Source organism: Sporosarcina sp. FSL K6-6792 (genome assembly GCF_038004885.1).
GTDB lineage: Bacteria > Bacillota > Bacilli > Bacillales_A > Planococcaceae > Sporosarcina > Sporosarcina psychrophila.
The window spans coordinates 2575855-2596530 of sequence record NZ_JBBOSA010000001.1 but is presented as its reverse complement, the minus strand read 5'-3'; the positions used below and the strand labels follow the sequence as shown (position 1 = coordinate 2596530).

The window sequence follows — 20676 nt, the reverse complement described above, 5'->3', positions numbered from 1 at the left end:
GTATGCCGTTCTGCCTTGAGAGGTGGAACGGTATTTTTTGTGGTGTTTGCAACGTTTCGCCAAAAGAAAACAACACTCCATCGGAACCTCACAACAAATACACTACAACCTGAAATTAATTTTCAATAATCTGAACTTCGTGATAACATATTGCTATATGATTGTTTCAGAAAAGGGGAATGGACATGACATTGCTACGTAAAACAGTGGGGGAAATTGTAAGGGAACAAGCGGAGCTTTATCCGGACCAGGAAGCTTATGTCTATCCGGAACATGGAATTCGAAGAACATATAAAGAATTTGATGAAGAAACGGACCAACTTGCAAAAGCATTTATTGCTATGGGCATCGAAAAAGGGGAAAACATTGCCATATGGTCAGACAATAAAAGGGAGTGGCTGCTTAGCCAATATGCAACAGGGAAGATGGGGGCAGTCCTTGTCACGGTAAATACGAATTACCAAGCTACAGAACTGGAATATTTGCTGAAGCAATCTGATGCAACTACGCTCATTCTGGATGAAAGCTTTAAAGGAACGAGTTACATAGATATTATCCGTACGGTTTGTCCGGAATTGGTGAGGAGTGAGAGGGGCTCTATATCAAGTGTCAAACTGCCTCATTTCAAACGAATCATCCTGATGACGGAACGAGAAGAACAAGGTATGTTCAAATGGTCGGAATTCATGGCGCAAGCTGATAAAGTAACGGATGAGCAGTTTGAGGGACAATTTCAATCACTTGATCCCGATGATGTCATTAATATTCAATATACTTCTGGCACAACAGGCTTTCCTAAAGGGGTCATGCTGACACATTATAACGTCGTGAATAACGGTAAACAAATTGGGGATTACATGAAACTGACAGAGCAGGACCGCGTTTGTATTCCTGTTCCATTTTTCCATTGTTTTGGTTGTGTACTAGGAACGCTCGCGGCGGTTACGCACGGTTCTGCGATGATTTTACTCGAACAGTTCGATCCATTGCGTGTACTTCAAGCAGTACAAGATGAGAAGTGTACAGCACTTCATGGGGTGCCAACGATGTTCATCGCAGAGTTGAATCACCCTGACTTTAAGAACTACGATACATCTACGCTTCGTACCGGTATTATGGCTGGATCTGTCTGTCCGATTGAAGTTATGAAACGTGTTATTGAAGATATGGGAGCAAGTGAAATTACGATTTGTTACGGCCAGACAGAGGCATCCCCTGTCATTACGCAGACGAAGACGGATGATCCAATCGGAAAACGCGTGTCAACAGTCGGCAAGCCGCATCCGAACGTTGAAGTCAAAATTATTGATCCTGTAACGGGTGAAGAACTGGCGGTTGGCGTGCCAGGGGAACTTTGCACGCGTGGTTATAACATTATGAAAGGGTATTACAACAATGCGGAAGCAACACGTGAAGCGATTGATGCAGAAGGTTGGCTTCATACGGGCGATATTGCAGTGATGGATGCAGATGGCTACATCGATATTACGGGGCGCATCAAAGATATGGTCATCCGTGGCGGCGAAAATATTTACCCAAAAGAGGTCGAGGAATTTCTGTATACGCATCCTGATATCGCAGACGTACAGGTCGTCGGTGTGCCAGATGCGAAATACGGTGAGGAACTAATGGCGTGGGTTATTCTGAAAGAAGGTGTGAATCTGGATGAAGAGTCCGTACGCGCATTTTGTAAGGGGCGTATTTCACATCATAAGATACCAAAATACATTGAGTTTATAAAAGAATATCCAATGACTGCTTCGGGGAAAATACAAAAGTTCAAACTGCGAGAAATGTCCGTAGAAAAGTCATACCAATAAAAAACAGGCGTATCCCTCTAGACATAGAGGGATACGCCTGTTTTCGTGTGTTATAAAAAAATTGCTTGTCGAATATGCATTATTTCCTGGGAAATGTAAGGTGAATGAAAGTACTTCGTCGTATTCTGTCTATTCAATATACATTATTTACTATCGTTTATTACGAAAAACAGATTTCTATTTATTAAAAAGGTGATATGATAGAGGCAATCTAATAAAAGGAGGATTCATCATGTCAAATGAAGGGTATCAATTAATTGCAATTATTATATACATGGCGGCGATGATTTTCATTGGATGGTATGCATTCAAACGCACATCCAATCTCACGGATTATATGTTAGGTGGGCGTTCGCTTGGGCCGGCTGTAACCGCTCTCAGTGCTGGTGCTGCTGACATGTCGGGCTGGTTGCTTATGGGGTTGCCGGGTGCAATCTATCTCAATGGATTAGTTGAAGCATGGATTGCGGTCGGTTTGACAGTTGGAGCATATTTGAACTGGGTGTTTGTTGCACCTCGTTTACGTGTCTACACACAAGTGTCAAGTGACTCTATTACAATTCCGAGTTACTTGGAAAGTCGTCTGAAAGATAAATCCCGTCTCTTGCGTATTGCTTCGGGTATTATTATTCTAATATTCTTCACATTTTATGTGTCTTCGGGAATGGTTGCGGGCGGGAAGTTCTTTCTTAGCTCATTCGGGTTGGACTATCACGTAGGCCTACTGATTGTTTCGGGTGTCGTTATATTCTATACACTATTCGGAGGATTTTTGGCGGTTAGTTACACGGACGTTGTCCAAGGTATCGTTATGTTCTTTGCGCTCCTTCTTGTGCCGATTGTCGGTATCTTCATCACAGGAGGATTTACAGAAACTGCGACAAGTATCCGTGCTGTGGATCCACAATTGCTGAATTTCGTATCTGGTGCAACGTTCCTAGGTATTTTGTCTGCAGTCGCGTGGGGACTGGGTTATTTCGGTCAACCGCATATCATCGTCCGCTTTATGGCGCTTAACTCGCACAAAGAAGCGAAAAAAGCACGTCGTATCGGAATTAGTTGGATGTTCTTGAGTTTATTCGGTGCAGTTGCAACTGCACTTATCGGAATTGCTTATTATCAGCAGAACACGAATGCAACACTGGTGGATAATGAAACGGTATTTATTGTTCTAGGACAGATTATCTTCCATCCATTCATTGCGGGAATCATGCTTGCGGCTGTTCTTGCAGCTGTTATGAGTACAATTTCTTCGCAACTGATTGTATCCTCTTCTGCGCTAGTTGAAGATTTATACAAAACGTTTATGAAAAAAGACGCAACGGATAAGCATTATGTGTTTTTAGGTAGAATGGCCGTCCTTGCAGTTTCAGTAATTGCTATGGTACTTGCTTGGCCTAACAATGAATCCATTTTGAAAATCGTATCGTTTGCATGGGCTGGATTTGGTGCTGCATTTGGTCCAATCATCTTGCTATCTCTTTACTGGCGCAAACTTACAACGAAAGGTGCACTGTGGGGAATGATAGTTGGAGCAATAACAGTTATGATTTGGGGGAACGTCGATGCTTTATCGGGCACCCTTTATGAAATCGTACCTGGTTTCCTTCTCTGCCTGATTGTTACAGTTGTCGTTAGTAATATCACATATAAACCAAATGCCGAGATTGATAAAGAATTCTCAGCAGCACTTGAAATCCTTAACGAAGATAAGTAATTTGAAAGCCTGCGGTATCTACTACTGCAGGCTTTTCATTTATTTAAAATTAAGAAGGTGGGGTTATTACTATGAAGCTTGATCATACTGTCTATTTCACGAATAAAGAACCGGAGAAAATCGTAGTGGAACAGCAAGCGAGTGGACGTCACGCTGTAGTCGGTGGTCGTCATGAACAATGGGGTACGCATAATGCGCTACTCTATACGAAGAATGCTTATATTGAATGGTTGTCAGTCGAGAAAATGGGAATTGCGCAACAAGTAGACCACCCGCTGACTACGTTATTGCTTCATGATCTTGAACAGGGCGATGGTTGGGGGACGATTTGTCTGTCTGTCGACAATATCGAGAAATTCAATGAGGAAGTTGAAAATAAAGGATTCCATACTTCAGGCGTGCTCGATGCTGAGCGAAGAACGGCTGATGGCCAATTGCGGAAGTGGAAAATGTTGTTCATCGATCAACCCGTATCGAATGAGTTACCCTATCCATTTTTCATCGATTGGGAGGAGCCAGAAGAAACACGTTTTGCGAAATTACGTGAAGAGGGAACGCTTTCCCTGGACAATGAACAGCTGGAAATTACGGAGTGTGTTTTTAGTGTCGAAGATCCATTAAGAGCAACAGCAGAGTGGGCCATTTTATTGTCGCAGAAAGTTGGCAATACTGATGACATCGTCTTGCCGAATGTTGTGCTGAAATTTGTTGCACATGAAGGCGACAAAGATAGATTGACGGATGTTATCGTTGGGCAAACTGACCAACAGTGACAGAGTAGTTGTGCAGTTCGACCTGTCTGACATACAATTTCGTCACATATGGTAGACTAAACATACTTATAGCTTGTCTGGAAGGGGTAGTTCTATGGAATTTTTAGTCGAACGCGCAGTAATTGTGGGGGTCCATGAACAAAAGGATCAGCACTTTGAATATGCAATGGAAGAATTAAAAAACCTTGCTAAAGCAATCGATGTTGAAGTCGTTGGAGAAGTGACGCAAAACATGGAAAAGCGTAACCCGTCTACTTATGTCGGGAAAGGGAAAATGGAAGAGATTCAGAACTTCTACGAAGAATTAGATGCTAACCTTGTTATCTTTAATGATGAATTGTCTCCGTCTCAGATTCGTAATTTGGAGCGAGAACTGGACTGTAAAGTGATTGACAGGACAATGCTCATTCTTGATATTTTCGTACGGCGTGCGAGAACGAGTGAATCTCGGATGCAAGTTGAACTTGCGCAACTGCAATACATGCTTCCTAGACTTGTCGGTTTACGTGCATCCCTTGGTAGACAGGGCGGCGGAGCAGGCGGCGGTGTTCAGAATAAAGGGGCAGGAGAAACGAAACTTGAACTCGATCGTCGAAAAATCGAAGACCAGATTTCCAAACTTGGCCGTGACCTTGATCATGTGAAGGATCAGCGTGAAACTCAGCGCAAGCAACGTAAAAAGAGTGGTATCCCTGTTGTTTCGATTGTCGGTTATACGAATGCTGGCAAGTCGACGATTATGAATAAATTGCTGCTGAAGATGGACGTAGACAATGCGAAGCAAGTGTATGAGGAAGATATGTTATTCGCGACACTCGATACGTCAATTCGGAAAGTGAAGCTTGAGGATAACAAAGAATTCATCTTGACGGATACAGTCGGTTTTGTTTCGAAACTGCCACACCATCTTGTAAAAGCATTCCGTTCAACATTAGAAGAAGCGCGTGATGCGGATCTCCTATTACATGTAGTGGATGTGTCGAATTCGGAACACGGCTATATGATGGAAGTAACAAATGACACATTGCAGGCAGTTGGAGTAGAGAATGTAGCGACGCTTAATATTTACAATAAAGCTGATCTTGCGGATGTTCCCTATCCAGTAGTGAGCGATGATAGTGTGTGGATTTCTGCACGTGAAGGAAAAGGATTAGATGAACTTATCGAGTTGATCAAGAAAAAGATTTTTGAACAATATAGTACATGCAAGCTACTTATTCCATTTGACCGTGGTGATATCGTGTCCTATTTGAATGACAAAGCGAACGTCAAAAGTACGGAGTATGAAGAAGATGGAACGCTGATGACTGTGGAAATGGATATTTCAGAGCGAGCCAAGATTGAAGAATTTATCGTAAGCCACTAAGAAAAGCGCAAGCGCCTTGGTAGACCCGACAAGCGCTGGAGGGCCTGAAGATAAAGGCGCACTTTGCCTTTAACTTCGGGACTGAAGCGACTCGAGGGGCTAGGCGCTGGAGCTAGACACTATTCTAAGTCCAAAAAACTCATACTTTCTTATCTTTTAAAAATCAAAAAACAGCACCACATGACTAGGGAGGTCATGTGGTGCTGTTTTTTCTATCTAAGAGAAAGGGGGTGGAATAGTTCTAGTATGCCCGCTTATATGAAAGTTAAACCTCTTGGAATTGATTGTTATGCAGTCGGGCAAAAATCCCGCCTTTCTTCACAAGCTCATCGTACTTGCCATCTTCCGCAATCCCGTTTTCTGTGACAACGACAACGCGATCAGCATCACGGATTGTCGCCAATCGGTGTGCGATAACAAGGGTTGTCCGGTTTTCAGCAAGTTCAGCGAGCGACTGCTGAATAATGCGTTCCGTTTCTGTATCGAGAGCTGATGTCGCTTCATCTAAAATAAGAATTGGCGGGTTTTTCAAGAACATGCGGGCAATGGCAAGACGTTGTTTCTGGCCGCCGGATAATTTCAAGCCGCGTTCTCCAATCTGTGTTTCATAGCCATAAGGAAGTGAAGCGATGAAGTCTTCTAGATGCGCTTTTTTCGCTGCTGAAATAATTTCATCATCCATCGCATCCAATTTTCCGTAGCCAATATTTTCTTTAATGGTCCCGGTGAATAAGAAGACGTCCTGCTGAACGATACCGATTTGTGAACGCAAGGAGTGCTGCGTCATATCGCGGATATCGATCCCGTCAATAGAAATCGCACCTTCAGTGACATCGTAAAAACGCGGAATAAGCGAGCAAATCGTTGTTTTTCCGGCTCCAGATGGCCCAACAAATGCAACCGTTTGACCCGCGCGTATGTTTAAGTTAATACCTTCTAGTACGGCTTTGTTATCGTCATAGTGGAAATCTACATCATCGAAGATAATATCTCCGTTCAAATGGGCAACAGCCACTGCGTCTGGACGATCTTTAATTTCAGGCTCTTGTTCAATTAATTCACGGAACCTGCGGAATCCTGCCATACCTTTTGGATACAGTTCCAATAGCGCGCTGATTTTATCGACAGGCTTAATGAGCACATTGACGAACAGTACAAATGCTACGAGTTCGCCGCTCGACAATTTGTCGTTGAGTGTGAACCACGCTCCAACAACAAGTACGATAAGAGTGACAAGCCGGGTCATCATGAACATACTCGAATGGGTCCAGGCCATCACTTTATAAGCGACAAGCTTGGCTATTCTGAAATTCCCGTTGTCTATGCGGAAGCGCGCAATTTCGAAGTCTTCGTTCGTGAATGATTTGACAACGCGTGAACCTGACACGGAATCTTCTACGCGTGCATTGACGTCAGCAATTTTACCGTACATGTTTTGCCATGCCGCATTCATTTTGATGTTACAGAATGTGACGAGGATAATGAGAAATGGAACCATAATAATTGCGATCAGTGCAAGTTCAGGGTTGATGCTGTACATGATGGCAAATGCCCCAATAAGCGTCATGATCGCGATGAAGACGTCCTCTGGACCATGGTGGGCGAGTTCCCCGATGTCGAACAGATCATTGGTAATCCGGCTCATAATATGTCCGGTCTTCGTGTTGTCAAAAAAACGGAAGGATTGCCGCTGTACATGGTTGAATAGCTGCTGGCGCATATCGGTTTCGATATTGATGCCGAGTTTGTGACCAAGATAGCTGACGATATATTGAAGGAACGTACTCAGTAAATAAACGACCAATAATAGAATACTTATCGTCGTGATTTGTCCCCAATTGCCTTTAGGCAGCAAATCATCAATGAACCACTGGACCGCGACTGGGAACGCAAGGTCGAGCAATGCTACGAAAATAGCACTTGAAAAGTCGATGATGAAAAGTCGCCTATGTGGTTTGTAATATGAAAAGAACTTTTTGAGCATATCGTTTTAATCCCCTTTAGTCTGATAATTGCTAGTATAGCGGAAAAAGCGACAGAAGACGATAATTAATTTCTGAAACCGAAATAATACTCATGTAGTTCAATAGATGTGAGTAAGTAATTGAGTAATAATATTCAATTACTTTGAAATGTGGAACTCTTTGTGTTTTGAGCCGTATGAGTATATGTAGATAAAATTAGCAATTGGAAGGAAGCGGATAATATGAACAATTGGATGAAGGGTATTGCAGCAGGAATTCTTGTACTTGGACTTGGTGCATGCGGTAAGACAGCGGAGCCGAAAACAGATCCTGATACGGGCAAGAAGGTAGAAGTTCAGAATAAGAGCGACATGACAGCGCAGGAAGTTTATGAGAAGGTGATGGCAGTTTCGGAAGAGCAAAAGAGTATGCACGCCAAAATGGATATCGATCAGCTGATTAAAGTACCAAGCCAAGAGTTTGAAATGAACAGTAAGATAAATATGGACATGGATATGGTTATGGAACCACTCTCGATGTATCAGAAGATGAAGATGGACATGGGTGAGCAAGGGAAGATGGACATGGAAATCTATATGACAGATGCAGGCTTCTTCATGAAAGATCCGGAGTCGGGTGATTGGATTAAGCTACCAAATGAAATGTATGAGGAAATGAGTGGCCAACTGTCCGGAGGAGCGGATCCGACACTTGACATGAACATGTTCAAAGAATTTACAGATGACTTCAAGTTTGAGCAAACGGATGATGCTTACATCCTTACATTATCCGCAGCAGGCGATAAATTCAGCAAGCTATTCAAAAAAGTTGCTACTGAAAACATGCCTGCGGGTATGGAAATGAATGAAGAACAGGCGGAAGTGATGGAAAATATGGAAGTGAAATCACTCGAGTATGAAATCTTCATCGACAAAAAGACATTCTACACAAATGCGTTCAATATGAAGATGGATATGACGATGGAAGTCGAAGGCGAAGAGATGCATATTGACCAGAAAGTAAAAGCTGACATCAGTAAAATTAACGAAATCGACACAATTAAAATTCCACAAGAAATACTAGATAACGCTGTCGATATCAATGAATCGATGGGGCAGTGAAACAATGGGCACCGGTTATCCACTCCGGTGTCTTTTTTATTGAAATAAGTAAAATGTGGAAATCTAACAGAAACACTGCCAGACCAGTAAACAACTCAGGCCAATCATAAAAATTGGAAGATCAATCTCGATAAATTCCATAACATCCATAAACTAACATGACTGACTATATGAAAAGTGGTAGTCAAGGGTACCCTACTTAATCTTCTATTCTCACTGATAATGATTTTCAGTTAATCATTGACAGTGAATTCTAGCATGCTATAATTGAATTTGCGCTAATTGATAACTGTTTTCATTAAACAGATTCTCAATTGGTAGTAAATAATCGATATCGGGGATACCCATGAAGATACGTTACTTAGTAATCGCAGTTATCAGTCTTTCATTCCTATCATTATTTGTAGGAGTGAGCCATATTACGCCAATGGGTCTGCTTGATTTTAAATCGGAAGAAACCGAAATTTTTCTAATCAGCCGTGTGCCACGACTTGTCGCTATTCTACTTGCAGGAGCAGGGATGAGTATAGCAGGTCTCATTATGCAACAGCTGAGCCGAAATAAATTCGTTTCACCGACGACAGCAGGAACTTTGGATGCGACACGGCTCGGGATTCTTGTCTCGATGCTGTTATTCACAAACGCATCCACAATTGAAAAGATGATTGTCGCATTTGTATTCGCGCTTGCCGGCACGCTACTGTTTATGCAAATCCTTGACCGTATCAAATTCAAGGATGCGATTTTCATTCCGTTAGTTGGGCTTATGTTCGGTAATATTTTGTCATCTATTGCGACGTTTTTTGCTTACAGAGCGGATGTCATTCAAAATATGTCGGCATGGTTACAAGGTGATTTTTCGATGATTATGAAAGGACGTTATGAACTTCTATACATAAGCATTCCCGTGCTAATCATTACTTATTTGTACGCAAACCGGTTTACTGTTGCGGGGATGGGTGAGGATTTCTCGAAAAACCTCGGGCTTGCTTATAGGCGGATCGTCAATATCGGACTTATCCTTGTTGCACTTATTACCACTACCGTCGTCTTGACGGTCGGAATGATTCCCTTCCTTGGCTTGATCATTCCGAATATCGTTTCTATTTTTAAAGGAGATCATTTACAGAAGACATTGCCTCATACAGCACTGCTAGGCGCGATATTCCTGCTTGTCTGTGACATTTTAGGTAGAGTGCTTATCTATCCGTATGAGATTTCAATTAGTTTGATGGTAGGCGTTATTGGCAGTGGAATATTCCTCTATTTATTGTTTAGGAGGAAGGCCTATGCGTAACTCAACGAAACTCATCATACTCAGTGTATTTGCAGTAACATTCTGTATTCTGTATCTTTTCCAAGGATTAAACGGAAGTTTTGACTATGCGTTACCGCGCCGCGGCATCAAAGTGATGGCAATGGCTATCACGGGCGTTGCAATTGCGTATTCAACGGTCATTTTCCAAACAATTACACATAACCGTATTTTGACACCGAGTATTATGGGGCTGGACTCACTGTATTTATTGTTGCAGACAGCAATCATTTTCTTCCTCGGTTCAGGTCATATGATAATTGTCAATAAACAGGTGAATTTTATAATATCTGTTTCTGCAATGGTTGTATTCGCGCTTATCCTCTATCGATTTTTATTCAAGGGGGGCAAACGCCCAATTTACTTCCTGCTTCTTGTAGGAATTATCGTCGGGACATTTTTCGGAAGCATATCGACATTTTTGCAAGTGTTAATTGATCCGAACGAATTCATGCTCGTGCAGGATAAGATGTTTGCTAGTTTCAACAACGTCAGCGGTGAACTCGTTTGGTGGGCATTGGCCATCGTCTTCATCAGTCTCGTCATTGGATGGAGATACTTCAATCAACTTGATGTGCTATCGCTTGGAAGGGACACCGCACTTAACTTAGGTGTCTCTTACGACAAAGTCGTCAAGACGATGCTTATCCTCTCTTCTGTTTTAATTGCGGTCTCGACTGCACTAGTAGGTCCAATCACATTTTTCGGTTTGATCGTTGCGAATTTGTCCTATCAGTTTTTCAAAACGTATAAGCATAGTGTTCTAATTGCTGGTGCATCTATTATGAGTATTATTGCCCTTGTTGGTGGACAATGGGTTGTTGAACGAATATTCACGTTCTCGACGACTCTAAGTGTCATTATTAACTTCATCGGCGGCATTTACTTCATCTACTTACTATTAAAGGAGAGTCGATCTACATGATTCAAGTCCGTGAGTTATCGAAGTTCTATGGTAAAAAAGCGGTCGTTGAAAAGGTAAGCGTGGATATCCATCGCGGAAAGATCACGTCTTTCATCGGACCAAATGGTGCTGGTAAATCGACGCTTCTATCAATGGTAAGCCGTCTGCTAGATGCAGATACGGGGGAAGTGCTTGTCGATAAAGACAATGTAAAACAGATGAAATCAAACGAGTTTTCAAAACGGATTTCGATTTTGAAACAGTCGAATTTCATGAACGTCCGTTTGACAATTCGTGAACTTGTGTCGTTTGGTCGATTCCCACATTCAAGGGGGAGGCTGACAGCCGAAGATCTTCGTTTCGTCAATCAAGCGATGGATTATATGGATCTAATGGATATGCAAGATAATTATCTCGACGAACTATCGGGTGGACAACGCCAGCGGGCATTCATCGCGATGGTTATCGCACAGGATACGGATTATATACTGCTTGACGAACCGCTGAACAATTTGGATATGAAGCACTCTGTCCAAATTATGAAAATATTGAGAAGACTTGTAGATGATTTAGGGAAGACGGTTGTCATCGTCCTGCATGACATTAACTTCGCATCCGTCTATTCGGATCGGATTGTTGCGCTCAAAGAGGGACGTGTCGTCAAAGACGGTCCGACCGACGAAATCATCACTTCCGATGCATTAAAGGATATTTACGATATGGATATTCCAATTAAACAAATGGCTAATTGTCGTATCTGTGTGTACTTCGACTCTTAATTAGGAAAAGTGTAGGGCACCCGAAGTTTAGAAACCGACCCAAGTAAAAGGGTTTAAACTTACAATACAACTAAAAGGATGGTAATGATGAAGAAAATACTAATAACAATGATGATGTTCGCATTAATGGCTGTACTAGTAGCTTGTGGATCGAAAGACGAAGATGCAACAGACGATAAAACAACTGGTGACAAAACAGAGCCAAAAGTTGAAGAAACTGAAACAGCAGAACCAATGGTAATTACGCACGACCTTGGCGAAACTACAGTCGAAAAAAATCCTGAAAAAGTTGTCGTATTCGATTTTGGTATGCTTGACACGCTAGATGAGCTTGGCGTTGAAGTAGCAGGTGTTCCACAAAAGAACATTCCTTCATACTTGTCAAAATATGAAGATTCAAAGTATGTAAACGTTGGCGGTCTTAAAGAACCTGATTTTGAAGCAATCCATGCAATGAAACCAGATGTTATCCTCATCTCAGGACGTCAATCTGCTATGTACGATGAACTAAGTGAAATTGCTCCAACAATCTTTGTAGGAGTGGATACAACAAACTACATGGAGTCATTCAAAGAAAACATGGAAATGGTTGCTGAACTCTTTGGTAAGGAAGATGAAATGAAAGCAGAACTTGCTGACATTGACGAAAGAATTGCAGCGATTAATGAAAAATCAAGCAAGAGCGATGCGAAATCATTGATCATTCTTGGAAATGAAGGAAAAGTAAGTGCTTATGGACTGAGTTCACGTTTTGGTATTATTCATGATGTATTTGGCTTTAAAGCAGCTGATGAAAAACTTGAAGTATCGACTCATGGTCAAAGTATCACATTCGAATATATCCTTGAAACAAACCCAGACATTCTCTTTGTTATCGACCGTGACGCTGCGATTGGCGGCGATGCAAGTGCAAAAGATTCAATTGAAAACGACCTTGTAAAGAAAACAAACGCTTATAAAGACGGTAAAATCATTTACTTAGATCCTGACTATTGGTACCTGTCTGGTGGCGGACTTCAATCTGTGAAAGAAATGATTAAAGAAGTCGAAGCGGTATTGTAAAAATAGCAAGAGAGCCGATTCACTGAAAAGTGAACCGGCTCTTTTTTTGTTGTATAGAAAAATATAAAACTATCGGCCTGTGGACAACCCTTAGCGAATTAGGTCGCATTTACACATTTACTATCTAAACACTGGGTATAATGATAGAAAATACAGAAAAATATGATAAGATTAATGTACTAGCCTAAAACGGAAATTAGATTTGAAATGGGGGGGAAGATATGGGGAAATCTATTACGGTAAAAGCAGAAACGATTGAGGAAGCTGTCCGGCTAGCCTTATCGATTACAGAATTGAAATTGGAAGAAGTCCATATTGAAGTGTTGTCGAATCCACGAAAGAATCTTTTTGGCTTACGAAAAACGCTGGCTGAAGTAAATGTTACACAAATCATAGAATCACCATCCGCTACGAAAAAGACGCAAGATCGGAATCTGGCAATCGAACAATATCTCGATAGATTAGTACCAACAGAAGGGACGAATCGGGAATGGAACGATGCCCAGCCTCTGGGTGGCCTGTCATCAGCAATTAGTAAAGTAGCTGGGGCACGTATTAGCAATGAAAAGATTGATATACAGTTTTTAGGTAAAAAATACCCCATAGTCGTTCCTGGTTCAAATGTTAATTTCTCAATCAATGGAAAACAAATAAAGCGGCAAACAATTATTTCACCTGGAGATAAAGTAGAAGTGACAGTAAGCGATGGGCTTATTCCACCACATTTTGAAATTCAATTGATTGAGCATGACATGCTTGCCATGCTTATTTTCACACCTGGGAAAAAGGTGAAGCACACTTTACGCGATACGGAGTTCGAACAAGTTCTTCATATTGAAGCAGATGAGGAAATTGAGTACTACAATGATTTAGACCCTCAAGTAATTGTTGAACACCTGAAATCATTAGGCATACAAAAAGGGTTGCTCTTCCCGGCTATCAAGAAAGTGACGGACGCGATCAAACCGTTTGAAACGATTGTGGCGAAAGGGGTACCTCCAATTGAAGGACTGGATGGCGATTTAGAAATGCATATCGACTATCAGGAAAAAACACCGGGGGAATTGGAAAAGGTGGATTTTCATGAGATGAACCTGATTGTGTCGGTAGAAGCTGGACAAGTCATTGCAACCTATATACCACCGGTTCAGGGAACACCAGGCAGTAGCCTTCTTGGGAAAGCGATTCCTGTGAAAAAGGCGAATGACATTGTCCTGCGTCTTGGTGTGAATGTAACGCAGGTGGACAATGATATTGTTGCAGCGATATCAGGGAAACCATCCGTGGAATGGCGAAATAAGCTTGTGAAAATTGATGTCAATCATGAATTTCATCACCAAGGGGAAGTCGATATGGCGAGCGGGAATATTCGCTTTGAAGGGAACGTAAGTATACAAGGGAATATACAACCTTCAATGTTCGTGGGGGCGACAGGAACAGTTAACATAGGGGGGTCTGTGACGAAAGCGACGATTCATGCCATGAAATCGGCTGTCGTAAAAGGGAATGTTTTTTCCTCCACAATTAGCGTCGGGCAACATGAGTTTATAATAGGAGAACTAACAACTCAACTTAATGAAATTAAGGGGTATCTGGAACTAATTCGAGCTGCAATCCAACAGATACTCCTGATACGGGGAGAGACGGACGATAGCCTCAGTTCAGCTGAGTTGAACCATCTTATTAGGCTCTTGCTCGAAAAGAAATATACGGCATTCCAAGATTTGAATAGGCACTTCCTCCAAAAAGTTAAAAATCATTCTCTCCAGTTGCCGGTAGAATGGAGTGAAATGGCAGCCAAATTATATGAGGTATTTATAACTTCTGAAAATAAGCAATTGAAAGATATGGGTGGTTTCGAACTTTTAATCGGGGAAGTAAAAACGCTTGTGGAATTGTATGGTGAGAAAGCAGCTCCGAAATTATACCTTTCAGTACCCTATGCCATTAATAGCGTGTTATATAGTAATGGCAATATTGAGGTGACCTCGAAAGGGCTTTATCATAGTTCGGTTACAGCAGGTCACGATATAAAAGTGCGTGGTGTTTGCCGCGGTGGGGAAATCATCGCAGCCAATAAAATATCCCTCCAAAATACAGGGTCCGTAAACTTAATTAAGACAGTTGTCCGAACAGGAGAAAAAGGAAATATCACAATTGGGCATGCGCATGCGGGAACAGAAATTCATGTTGGAAATAGGTCTTATACATTTACAGCCAATGAAATGGGTGTTTTTGCTCGTCTGGATGATGAAGGAATGCTATTGATAAAATAAAGAATTCCTGTTGAACATGAAAATAGTAAAGGCCAGATGTTGAGTTAGGGAAACTCATAGCATACAATAGTTCTAACCTAGAAATAGAAAGAAGATGTATACATGGATGGAAATGTACTGTTTGCATTCGCCCTTACTCTTTTTGCGGGACTTGCAACGGGAATCGGTAGCTTACTTGCATTTTTCACAAAAAGGACGAATACAAAGTTCCTCTCGATAGCCCTCGGATTTTCAGCGGGCGTTATGATTTACGTGTCACTTGTCGAAATATTTGTAAAAGCTAAAGATGCACTTGTGTTAGATTTGGGCTTAACCAATGGCTATTGGGTGACAATCGCCGGTTTTTTCGGCGGAATGCTGTTGATTGCACTTATCGATCGTCTGATTCCTGCGATTGGGAATCCGCATGAGGTAAAGAGTGTAGAAGATGTGAATGCAGGTCCGACGAATGACGAATATGCCAAGCTGAAAAAAATGGGTATGTTTACAGCCCTCGCTATTGCCATACACAACTTTCCAGAGGGAATTGCAACATTCACTTCGGCGTTGCAAGACCCGACGCTTGGAATTGCTATTGCCATCGCAGTCGCGATACACAATATTCCAGAAGGGATTGCTGTCGCCGTACCTATTTATTTTGCGACGGGTAATCGTAAGCAAGCATTTAAGTTATCATTTCTTTCTGGATTGGCAGAACCAGTTGGTGCGATTGTGGCCTATCTTATTTTGATGCCGTATTTGAACGGTATTATGTTCGGCGTTATCTTTGCTGCTGTAGCAGGAATTATGGTATTCATTTCAATTGATGAATTACTTCCTGCTGCTCGGGAATACGGCGAAGCGCATTTGTCGGTCTACGGTTTTATGGCTGGAATGGCAGTAATGGCTGTTAGTCTCGTGCTTGTCGCGTAAAAAAAACCTTTGTGTGGATTCGTTGTGTAAGGTATAATGACAGGTGTAAAGACACCAGGTTGCACACTACACTACGAGGGGTAGAGACGTTATGAAGAAACAGAAACAGGAAATTTCCCGAAATAAATTATTAGGGCTTGCGGGAACGGGCTGGATGTTCGATGCAATGGACGTCGGAATTCTGTCGTTCGTTATCGCGGCACTTGCAGTAGAATGGCAGTTGACGCCATCTCAAATGGGTTGGATAGGCAGCGTCAACTCGATTGGGATGGCGGTTGGTGCATTAGGATTTGGAATGCTTGCGGATAAAATCGGTAGGAAAAACGTATTTATGATGACGCTTGTCCTGTTCTCTGTGGCTAGTGGATTATCTGCGTTGACGATGACGCTTACTGCTTTTCTGATCCTCCGCTTTTTTGTCGGAGCAGGACTTGGTGGCGAGTTGCCAGTCGCATCGACATTAGTATCTGAAAGCGTTGAGGCGCATGAACGGGGGCGTGTTGTCGTGCTCCTTGAAAGTTTTTGGGCAGCAGGATGGTTGCTAGCCGCAATCATCGCCTACTTTGTTATTCCGAACTATGGCTGGAGACTTGCGTTAATTATTACAGCGTTGCCGGCATTTTACGCCATCTATCTTCGACGCAGATTACCGGATTCTCCGAAGTTTGAGCAGGATGGCAAACCGAAACAGTCAGCTGTAGAAAAGATTAAAACACTGTGGTCGAAAAAGTATGCACGACGAACACTCATGCTTTGGATCGTCTGGTTCACGGTAGTATTTTCATATTATGGCATGTTCCTGTGGTTACCAAGTGTTATGGTAATGAAAGGCTTTGATTTGATTCATAGCTTCAAATACGTTCTTATTATGACGCTTGCTCAATTGCCAGGCTATTTTACAGCTGCTTGGTTAATCGAGAGAGCAGGACGGAAATTTGTTCTTGCCACGTATCTTCTTGGAACTGCAGCAAGTGCATTGTTCTTTGGGAACGCAGAAACCCTTCCCTTGCTTCTCACTTCAGGTGCATTGTTATCTTTCTTTAACTTAGGTGCTTGGGGAGCTTTGTACGCGTATTCACCAGAACAATATCCGACTGCAATCCGGGCAACAGGATCTGGAATGGCGGCAGCGGTTGGCCGTATTGGCGGTATATTCGGACCGTTACTCATCGGTACACTTCTTGCAGCAGGTTACGGATTCGATTTGGTATTCGGTATCTTCTGTGGCGCGATTATTATCGGTGTGATAGCCGTTGTCTTTTTAGGAACAGAAACGAAACAGACTGAATTGGAATGAATGAAGGCCTGCCTTTTGTGATGAGGGCGGGCTTTTTTTAATTAATCAAATGAAACTTCCACCGCTATTCATCCGTAAAAGAAGGTAAGGATAAAGGGGATGAGAATATGTCAGTACGCGAATTTACTGTATCTATTTTACCAGCGGCGGCAATGGATGTTATTGAGCAATTTGTAGTCAGAGGGAGTATCAGTGGAACGCTTGTCGATCGGTATGTGAGGCGGTTAGGCGATTACGAAGTCCATGTCCTAGTGTTGGAAAAGTATTATATGAGGTCCAGCAACCGCGCGTCGCTTACTGTGACAATCGATAATTTAGAGGGACAAACGAAAGTCCATGCGGTCGCATCCGGCGGTTCAGAAGGGATGTTCCTGCGCTTTGATTGGGGCGCTGGAAATAATTTTGCAAACAGTGTGGAGTCTGCATTGGGATCGTATATAGTGGGTTAGAATGAAGAGATGGGCAAAAATAATCAACGCAACAAACCAATAGCGACATAGTCCAGAGTCTTTCCTTTTGATGGAAAGGCTTATTTTGTTAAAATGAAAACACAAGAGAGGGGTGCTTAGATGTTCCGTATACCTGAATCGATTGCGAACCTTGGCCGGGAACGGATAGAAGGTTTTCCTGTGGAGGGGTTTATTTACGGAGAAGGTCCCAAAAATCCGGAGCTGATGCTAATCGGCGAAGCTCCTGGTGAATTCGAATTGGTTGATGGCATTCCTTTTATCGGTCGTGCTGGGAAGGAACTGATGAAGTCACTCGAGACAATCGGTTTAACACGTGAAGACGTTTATATTACAAGTGCAGTCCGCAGTAGGCCATATAGATGGGGAACGAAAAGTAACCGTGACGGAACCACGACAGAACGGAAATATAATCGGCCACCAACCATGAAAGAAATTTTGGCACATGCGCCAGTGCTCGATTATGAACTAGCAAATATTGAGCCGAAGCTCATTGTCACGCTTGGTAACGTCGGATTGCAGCGATTACTTGGCAAAGAGGCGAAGGTGACGGAGCTTCACGGGCAGCTGTTGGATCGCCCCATTCAATTTTTAAACGAATTAGATGATACGAGCTTCAACTTGACACAGAAGTTGTACAGGATAGTGCCGACATTTCATCCCGCGTCTATCTTTTACAGGCCGTCGCATAGACCCTCATTAGATGCAGATTGGTTGGAGATTGGCCGTATATTGGGGGAGATGAATTAGTGGAAGCGATTCATCATAAAAAAGTACTGATTATCGGTTGCAGTGGAGCTGGAAAGTCGACCCTGTCACGCAAGCTCGCTATGAGGTGGGGATTGCCTTTGCATCATCTTGATGCACTGTTTTGGAATGAAGGATGGATACCTACACCAAAACCGGAATTCCGTGAGATGTTGAAAGACTTGGTAGCGCAGCCTGAATGGATCATCGATGGGCATTTCAATTCTACACTTGAAATGAGAGCACAATATGCGGATCTAATCATCTTTCTTGATTTTTCGAACTGGCTTTGCTTATCACGGGTCACGAAGAGGGTATGGAGTTATTGGGGACAGACTCGTTCAGATATGGCGGAGGGATGTCCCGAAAAGATTGATATGAATTTTGTCCGCTGGATTTGGCGCTATCCGAAAGTCGTTCGACCGGGTGTCTTAGACATTTTGCGGAAAACTCAAGCGGATGTCGTACTGCTGAAGACATCGGTTGAAGTTGAAAGATGGTTAGCGACTACACCGCAAAGAAATACAAAAGGAGGAGTTCTATGATTCGCTTTGAAAATGTAACAAAACGTTTTGCGGATGGAACGGAAGCATTGAAAAATGTATCCGTGACAATCCCCACACATAAGTTAACGGCCATTATTGGACCTTCTGGCTGTGGAAAGACGACGCTTATGCGGATGATTAATCGGCTGGAAGTACCGTCAGAAGGCGCCATCTATATCGATGAGCTGCCAATCTTCGAACGAGACGAAGTGGAGCTACGGCGTTCAATTGGCTATGTCATTCAACGAATCGGTCTCATTCCTCATATGACGATTGAAGATAATATTGCACTTGTTCCTGAATTACTCAAGTGGGATAAAGAGAAAACCGCTGTTCGTGTCGATGAGTTACTTGATATGGTGGATCTTGATCCGGCTGTATTTAAGAAACGTTACCCTTTTGAGCTATCAGGTGGTCAACAGCAGCGGGTCGGCGTTAGCCGGGCACTTGCGAGTGACCCGAACATTATTTTAATGGACGAGCCCTTTTCGGCACTCGATCCTATCAGCCGTGAACAGCTCCAAAAAGAATTGAAGAAGCTACAGAAGAAAATCAAAAAAACAATTGTATTTGTAACACACGATATGGACGAAGCACTCGAAATTGCGGATGTAATTATCGTGATGCGGGAGGGGAAAATTGAGCAGATATCTTCGCCTGATGAATTGATTGAAAATCAGGCAAATGATTTCGTGCGTGAATTCATTGGACAGGAACGAATTGACAGACAGCGTAATTTCGGTCAGAGGCCTATTAAAGAGTTCGTTAGATTCTATGATGAAACATGGACAGGCGAGGTAAGAGAAGTGACTTCAATGCTGACAGTCGATGATGCAATTACTGTCCTGGATGCCCATCCTAGCAGTCGTCTTGCCGTAGCTGAAGATGGAGTTGTGATTGGCTATATTGGTCATCATTCGCTCTTGCAAGCGTCAATGGATAACGGGAAGTGGGTGAAATCATGAAGAACTTTATCGAGACAGTGACTAGTCGTTCAGACATGATTACAGAAGCTTTTCTCCAACATATCTTTCTGTCTTTCGTAGCACTTGCCATCGGGATACTCATTGCTCTACCAACGGGAATGCTGGTTGCCCGTCATCGTCGTTTTGCAGAGCCAATCATTGGTGTAGCAGCGATTTTACAGACGATACCAAGCCTTGCATTGTTCGGTTTTCTTGTTCCGTTAATCGGAATAGGCTCAAAAACGGCTCTTATTGCACTTATTATTTACGCATTGTTACCAATCGTACGCAATACATATGCGGGTCTTACAGGTGTCGATGAGGCGATTGTCGAAGCGGGACGCGGAATGGGGATGACGCCCAACCAAATCTTGAAGAAAATTGAGTTTCCGATTGCCTTGCCTGTTATCATGGCGGGTATTCGGACAGCGACTGTGCTGACGGTAGGTATTGCCACTCTTGCAACATTCGTCGGGGCAGGCGGACTGGGGGATGTTATTTATAGGGGTTTGCAATCTTATAATAATGCGCTTGTTCTTGCAGGAGCGCTGCCAGTTGCATTACTCGCCATCGCTTTTGACTTCATCCTAAAATGGGTAGAGAAGAAGGTAACTCCAAAAGGCGTACAACATTGATAGGGGGAAGA

18 protein-coding genes are annotated in these 20676 nt (G+C 42.7%); 17 read left to right on the top strand and 1 reads right to left on the bottom strand.

Going from position 1 to position 20676, the window contains the following annotated elements; translation table 11 throughout:
• Positions 1-185 precede the first annotated feature (185 nt).
• The 4 genes from MKZ26_RS12625 to hflX all read left to right on the top strand — a co-directional run bounded on the left by MKZ26_RS12625 (position 186) and on the right by hflX (position 5676).
• Positions 186-1820 carry an AMP-binding protein gene (locus tag MKZ26_RS12625; RefSeq protein ID WP_340766397.1) on the top strand — a complete coding sequence of 545 codons (1635 nt, stop codon included), beginning with the start codon at positions 186-188 and terminating at the stop codon, positions 1818-1820.
• 232 nt (positions 1821-2052) lie between these two features.
• The gene (gene putP / locus MKZ26_RS12620) at positions 2053-3537 is read left to right on the top strand and encodes a sodium/proline symporter PutP (RefSeq protein ID WP_187046525.1); all 1485 of its coding nucleotides are present in this window, start codon (positions 2053-2055) and stop codon (positions 3535-3537) included.
• Between the two features lie 71 nt (positions 3538-3608).
• Positions 3609-4310, top strand: a complete 702-nt coding sequence (locus MKZ26_RS12615; RefSeq protein ID WP_340766396.1) for a VOC family protein — start codon at positions 3609-3611, stop codon at positions 4308-4310.
• Between the two features lie 94 nt (positions 4311-4404).
• Positions 4405-5676, top strand: coding sequence for a GTPase HflX (hflX, locus tag MKZ26_RS12610; RefSeq protein ID WP_067205122.1), 1272 nt, complete (start codon positions 4405-4407; stop codon positions 5674-5676).
• A gap of 265 nt (positions 5677-5941) precedes the next feature.
• On the opposite strand, the gene MKZ26_RS12605 is transcribed toward hflX, so the two are convergent.
• Entirely contained in the window at positions 5942-7660 is a 1719-nt protein-coding gene (locus MKZ26_RS12605) for an ABC transporter ATP-binding protein (protein ID WP_067205125.1), read from the bottom strand.
• Between the two features lie 222 nt (positions 7661-7882).
• Here MKZ26_RS12605 and MKZ26_RS12600 point away from each other — a divergent pair, with 222 nt between their 5' ends.
• From MKZ26_RS12600 to MKZ26_RS12540, 13 genes are all read left to right on the top strand, one after another.
• On the top strand, positions 7883-8761 hold the full coding sequence (locus tag MKZ26_RS12600; protein WP_340766395.1) for a DUF6612 family protein: 879 nt from the start codon (positions 7883-7885) through the stop codon (positions 8759-8761).
• A gap of 346 nt (positions 8762-9107) precedes the next feature.
• Positions 9108-10058 (top strand): ABC transporter permease, encoded by a 951-nt coding sequence (locus MKZ26_RS12595; protein WP_340766394.1) that lies wholly within the window; start codon positions 9108-9110, stop codon positions 10056-10058.
• The gene (locus MKZ26_RS12590) at positions 10051-11001 is read left to right on the top strand and encodes an iron chelate uptake ABC transporter family permease subunit (protein WP_340766393.1); all 951 of its coding nucleotides are present in this window, start codon (positions 10051-10053) and stop codon (positions 10999-11001) included. Before MKZ26_RS12595 ends, MKZ26_RS12590 begins: the two co-directional genes overlap by 8 nt.
• A complete protein-coding gene (locus MKZ26_RS12585) occupies positions 10998-11759 on the top strand; it encodes an iron ABC transporter ATP-binding protein (protein ID WP_340766392.1) in 762 nt (253 codons plus the stop codon). Before MKZ26_RS12590 ends, MKZ26_RS12585 begins: the two co-directional genes overlap by 4 nt.
• An 87-nt stretch (positions 11760-11846) precedes the next feature.
• On the top strand, positions 11847-12821 hold the full coding sequence (locus tag MKZ26_RS12580; RefSeq protein ID WP_340766391.1) for a siderophore ABC transporter substrate-binding protein: 975 nt from the start codon (positions 11847-11849) through the stop codon (positions 12819-12821).
• Positions 12822-13042: 221 nt separating this feature from the next.
• On the top strand, positions 13043-15097 hold the full coding sequence (locus MKZ26_RS12575) for a FapA family protein (protein ID WP_340766390.1): 2055 nt from the start codon (positions 13043-13045) through the stop codon (positions 15095-15097).
• Between the two features lie 102 nt (positions 15098-15199).
• Positions 15200-16009, top strand: a complete 810-nt coding sequence (gene zupT / locus MKZ26_RS12570; protein WP_067205145.1) for a zinc transporter ZupT — start codon at positions 15200-15202, stop codon at positions 16007-16009.
• Between the two features lie 91 nt (positions 16010-16100).
• A complete protein-coding gene (locus tag MKZ26_RS12565; RefSeq protein WP_340766389.1) occupies positions 16101-17306 on the top strand; it encodes an MFS transporter in 1206 nt (401 codons plus the stop codon).
• A gap of 107 nt (positions 17307-17413) precedes the next feature.
• On the top strand, positions 17414-17755 hold the full coding sequence (locus tag MKZ26_RS12560; protein WP_067205151.1) for a DUF6054 family protein: 342 nt from the start codon (positions 17414-17416) through the stop codon (positions 17753-17755).
• 120 nt (positions 17756-17875) lie between these two features.
• Positions 17876-18523, top strand: a complete 648-nt coding sequence (locus MKZ26_RS12555) for a uracil-DNA glycosylase (RefSeq protein ID WP_340766388.1) — start codon at positions 17876-17878, stop codon at positions 18521-18523.
• Positions 18523-19065, top strand: a complete 543-nt coding sequence (locus tag MKZ26_RS12550) for an adenylate kinase (protein ID WP_340766387.1) — start codon at positions 18523-18525, stop codon at positions 19063-19065. The genes MKZ26_RS12555 and MKZ26_RS12550 overlap by 1 nt, the downstream gene beginning before the upstream one ends.
• Complete coding sequence (locus MKZ26_RS12545) at positions 19062-20030, top strand: ABC transporter ATP-binding protein (protein WP_340766386.1); 969 nt, start codon at positions 19062-19064, stop codon at positions 20028-20030. The genes MKZ26_RS12550 and MKZ26_RS12545 overlap by 4 nt, the downstream gene beginning before the upstream one ends.
• Positions 20027-20665: an ABC transporter permease gene (locus tag MKZ26_RS12540; RefSeq protein ID WP_067205160.1), complete on the top strand. Its 639-nt coding sequence runs from the start codon at positions 20027-20029 to the stop codon at positions 20663-20665. The genes MKZ26_RS12545 and MKZ26_RS12540 overlap by 4 nt, the downstream gene beginning before the upstream one ends.
• Positions 20666-20676 lie beyond the last annotated feature (11 nt).